Raw genomic sequence first — 4,359 nt, 5'->3', positions numbered from 1 at the left:
CCTGCTGGACCTGCGCAACCGCGAACTCCTGCGCAAGACCCTGGCCGGCCTTGGCCAGCAGATCATCATGTCCACACACGACCTCGAACTCGCCCTGGAAATGGACCGCGTGCTGGTCATCGAACAAGGGAAAGTAGCCTTTGACGGCGCCGCCGCAGATGCCGTGAACGCCTACCGCGCGCTCTGCTCGGAAAGCCTGGACAACCTGCAAGCGCGGGGACCACAACGATGAGGGGCCACGGCTTCCTGCTGGCCAACTACGTCCCGGGAGATTCCCTGGTCCACCGGTCGCCGCTGGCAGTGAAATTCCTGCTGGTCTTCGCCTGCGGCCTTGCGTCCTTCGCCATCGTAGACTGGCGCATTTCGCTGCTGGTGCTCGCCGGCCTCTGCGGCCTGTTCCTGCTGACGGGGGCCGGCCTGAAACGGCTGTGGGGCGCCGTCCGCCCGCTCGCCGCGGTCCTGCTGGTGATCGGGCTGTTCCAGTGGTGGCAGCTGGGTGCACCCACCGCGGCCCGGATCGTCCTGAACATCCTCGTCTGCGTCGTTGCCGCGTCCCTGCTCACCGCGACCACCCCCGTGCAGCAGCTCCTGGACGGCGTGGTCAAGGCGGCAGGCCCTTTCACGAGGTTCGGCGCGGATCCGGAACGCTTCGCGTTGACCATCGGGATCATGCTGCGCAGCATCCCTTACATCGCCGGGACCTTCGCGGACGTCCGGGATTCCGCCCGGGCCCGCGGCCTTGAACGCAATCCGCGTGCACTGGTCCTGCCGGTGTTTATCACCTCGGTGGCCTTTGCCCGCCAGACCGGCGAGGCACTTGCCGCCCGGGGCCTGGGCGAAGCGGAGGACTGAACCTCCGCCTGCAGGGAATCAGCCGTTGTTGAGGTGCTGGTACCGGAACAATGCCGCCGTACCCATCCCGCCGGCACTGCTGATCATGGCCAGCGCCAGGGCGCCTGGAGCGTCCGCACGGCGCGCCTGGGCCAGCAGCCGGGTGACCAGGACGGCGCCGGAAGCACCGTAGGCATGGCCCAGAGCCAGCGCCCCGCCGTCGAGGTTTGCCCGTTCCCCGTCGATGCCCAGCTCGTCAAGGCAGGCAAGCGTCTGGGACGCGAACGCCTCATTGAACTCCACCAGGTCCAGCTGGTCCGCCGTCACGACTGCGCGGTCAAGAACGTCGCGCGCCGCACTGGCGGCACCCACCCCGAGGACCTCCGGGTGCACGCCGGCCGTCCCGGTGCCCAGCACCAGCAGCCCGGCGGCTGCCCCCAGTTCCTGCGCACGCTGGACAGACGTAATAACGACGGCGGATGCGGCGTCCGCGTCGAAGCATGAGTTTCCGGCGGTGACAGTTCCCCCGTCGACGAAGACGGGCGGGAAGCGCGCCATCACGGCGGCGGTCAGGCCGCGCCGGGGCCCGTCGTCCGCTGCAACGGTCCCGGTACCGGTGCCCAGCGGCACAATTTCGCCGTCGAAATACCCGGCCTGGGCCGCTGCAAGTGCCCTTCGATGGCTCGCCAGCGCGAAGGCGTCCTGGCGCTCCCGGCCCACGCCAAACTTCTGCGCGACTGTTTCCGCGGCCTCGCCCATGTCCGGATCACCGAAGCTGGCCGGCACAAACTGGGCGCGCCGGTAGAACTCCGGCCCGCCGTCGCCGTTCCGGTGGGCGCGCAGCGGCGCGGTACTCGTACTCTCCACGCCCCCGGCCAGGTACAGGGGATTCCCGCCGGCTGCCACGAGCCGGGCTGCCAGGACCACCGCGTCCAGGCCTGAACCGCACTGGCGGTCCACCGTCATTCCGGGGACGCTGACCGGCAGGCCCGCCTCCAGCAGCGCCAGCCGGGCCACGTTGCCGCCGCCACCCACTGCGTTCCCCATCACCACGTCAGCGACAGCGCCCGGTTCAACCCCGGAGGAAGTCACCAGTTCCCGCAACACCGGAGCCAGAAGCTCGTGGGCGCGCAGCGTTCCCAGAGGGCCGTTGATCCGGCACACGGGGGTCCGCCGGGCCGCGATGATGACGGGCTGCCGGTCCGGGGGCAGGATCTCAGGCGCCAAGGTTCCGGACTCTGGGGTCGCGGGTATCAATCCATTCCAGCAGCAGGTTCCGGCTGACCTTGCCCCGGTCCGTGATGGGCAGTTCGGAGAGGACGTAGTACTGCAGCGGGCGCTTGTCCCGGGCCAGGATGTCCTCAAGCCCCGCCCGCAGCTGCATTGCCGTGATCCCCCCATGGGCAGGGACAACGCCGGCCACCACCCGCTGGCCGCGGAGGTCGTCCGGCATGCCCGCAGCGACGGCCGCCGCCACCCCGGGCACCGCCGCGAGGGCAAGTTCAACCTCGTGCGGATAGACGTTCTTGCCGGAGGTGAGGATCATGTCAGCGCGCCGCCCCAGGATATGCAGCTCCCCCGCCTCGAGGTAACCCTGGTCCCCCACGGTGAACCAGCCGTTGAAGGACCGCAGGGCCTGGCCGTCGTCGCCCCACAGGTAGCCGTTGCTGACCAGGGCGCTGCGTACGCAGATGTTGCCCGATTCCCCGTCCGGAAGGGGCGTCCCGGCGTCGTCGAGGATCCGCACGTCAACCCCGGGAAAGGGACGGCCAATGCCGGTCCCGCCCACAGCCGGTGCGTGGCCCGCGGGCAGCCCGGCACCGGAGACGAAGCTCAGCTCCGAGGCGCCGTAATACTCGAAGATGGTGGCGTTGGGGGCCCAGCGGCGGGCAGCGTCGAGGGTCCGCGCATCCAGTTTGGAGCCGGCGCTGATGATGGTCCGCACACCGGAGGCGTCAACGCAGCCGGTCAGGCCGCGCTCGCTGAGCATCCGCAACATGGTGGGGACCAGCACCAGCCGGGTGACGCGGTCGTGGGTGATCGCGGCGTGGACGTCTCCCACGTCGAAACTTTGCAGGGTCTGGAATTCAGACCCGGCGTAGAGGCACTCGGCCAGCGCGTAGAGGTTCAGGCTGGCCGCCAGCGGGCCGGGGGCCAGGGTGACGTCATCCTGGCGCAGGCCGAAGAATTCGATCGACGCCTCGAAGGACTGCTGCCAGGAACGGCGGGACCGGGTGAAGGCCTTGGGCACCGACGTGGTGCCCGAGGTCAGGCCGATGAGGAACGTGCTCTCCGGCGGCCCGTCGGCAAGGGCGTCATCCGGGGCCACTGCGGCGGGAAGCGCCGACCCTTCCACGCGGCGGATGATGTTTTCCCGCAGCTGGCTGGGCCAGGCCGGATCAAGGACTGCGCACTGGCGCCCTCCGGCAACCGCGGCAGCGAGCTTTACGGCGAACTCCGTGGAGTTGGCCTCGCAGAGGGGCGTTATCGACTTCGTGTCCGCAACCAGATCAGCAGCTGAATCGCGGAGCTCTGCCCAGGAAAGGCGGCGGCCAGCGACCACGACGGCGGTGTGGTGCGGCCGTTCGTCCGCCCAGCGCTGGATTCTGTTGAGGAAAGGCATCGGATCAACTTTACCGGCCGGGACGGATTGAGTTCCGGGCCCGAGGGTAATGTGACTTTATGAGTTTCAACGACAATGTGCAGTTGGATCCTTCACAGGTCCAGGACCGGCGCGGCATGGGCCGCGGCGCCAAGGTGGGGGGTGGCATCGGTGGCGGACTCCTGCTGCTGATCGCTGCGCTCTTCGGCGTAAATCCGCAGCTCCTCGAGGGCCTGGCAGGCGGTGCGGCCCCGGCTCCGCAGGCGCAGGGCACCGCGCCTGCGTGTGAGAGCGGCGCCGACGCCGATGCCCGCGTGGACTGCCGGATCACCGGCACCGTTAACAGCCTGAACGCCTTCTGGCCTGCCTACCTGGAGCAGTACAATGTCCAGTACCCGCGGCCGGAGACGGTGATCTTTGAGGAGGCCGTGAGCACGGGGTGCGGCACGGCATCCAGCGCTGTGGGCCCCTTCTACTGCCCCACGGACACCACCGCCTACTTCGATCCCGGGTTCTTCACGGAACTTGTCAACCGCTTCGGTTCTTCCGGCGGCCCGCTGGCCCAGGAGTATGTAGTGGCCCATGAGTTCGGCCACCACATCCAGAACGTCCTGGGATACCTGGACCGCGCCCAGCAGGATCCGCAAGGCCCTGAGTCGGGCGCCGTGCGCGTGGAACTGCAGGCAGACTGCTATGCGGGTCTCTGGGCTAAGCACGCGTCAACCCAGCCGGGTCCTGATGGCCAGCCGTTCCTGGAGGCCCTCACGCAGCAGGACCTGAACGACGCACTGTCCGCCGCTTCAGCGGTGGGCGATGACCGCATCCAGGAGGCAGCCACCGGGCGCGTCACTCCCGAGGCGTGGACCCACGGTTCCAGCGAGCAGCGCCAGCGGTGGTTCTACAAGGGCTACGAGACCGGCGACATC

General features: G+C 69.0%; 4 protein-coding genes and 1 pseudogene. 3 read left to right on the top strand and 2 right to left on the bottom strand.

The annotated features are described in order from the left end of the window. Together P2Q66_RS11555 and P2Q66_RS11550 are read left to right on the top strand one after the other, a co-directional pair. A pseudogene (locus tag P2Q66_RS11555) lies at window positions 1-232 on the top strand (ABC transporter ATP-binding protein); the annotation flags it as partial. Then, complete coding sequence (locus P2Q66_RS11550; RefSeq protein WP_079596071.1) at window positions 229-852, top strand: energy-coupling factor transporter transmembrane protein EcfT; 624 nt, start codon at window positions 229-231, stop codon at window positions 850-852. The pseudogene P2Q66_RS11555 and the gene P2Q66_RS11550, both read left to right, overlap by 4 nt. A gap of 18 nt (window positions 853-870) precedes the next feature. On the opposite strand, the gene P2Q66_RS11545 is transcribed toward P2Q66_RS11550, so the two are convergent. Both P2Q66_RS11545 and P2Q66_RS11540 read right to left on the bottom strand, forming a co-directional pair. Continuing rightward, window positions 871-2,058 carry a thiolase family protein gene (locus tag P2Q66_RS11545; RefSeq protein WP_275728181.1) on the bottom strand — a complete coding sequence of 396 codons (1,188 nt, stop codon included), beginning with the start codon at window positions 2,056-2,058 and terminating at the stop codon, window positions 871-873. After that, window positions 2,048-3,454 (bottom strand): AMP-binding protein, encoded by a 1,407-nt coding sequence (locus tag P2Q66_RS11540; RefSeq protein WP_275728180.1) that lies wholly within the window; start codon window positions 3,452-3,454, stop codon window positions 2,048-2,050. The genes P2Q66_RS11545 and P2Q66_RS11540 overlap by 11 nt, the downstream gene beginning before the upstream one ends. Window positions 3,455-3,513: 59 nt before the next feature. Between P2Q66_RS11540 and P2Q66_RS11535 the strand changes: the two genes are divergently transcribed. Further along, on the top strand, window positions 3,514-4,359 hold an 846-nt coding region (locus P2Q66_RS11535; protein WP_275728176.1), incomplete at its 3' end, for a neutral zinc metallopeptidase.

The organism is Arthrobacter sp. Cr_A7 (assembly GCF_029222765.1).
Taxonomy (GTDB): Bacteria; Actinomycetota; Actinomycetes; order Actinomycetales; family Micrococcaceae; genus Arthrobacter.
The sequence above is the reverse complement of the archived record's forward strand: the minus strand, read 5'-3'. Positions and strand labels throughout refer to the sequence as shown.

Coding starts and splice junctions, on each gene's coding strand:
- P2Q66_RS11550 (WP_079596071.1), top strand. CDS start 229: ATGAGGGGCCACGGCTTCCTGCTGGCCAACTACGTCCCGGGAGATTCC.
- P2Q66_RS11540 (WP_275728180.1), bottom strand. CDS start 3,454: ATGCCTTTCCTCAACAGAATCCAGCGCTGGGCGGACGAACGGCCGCAC.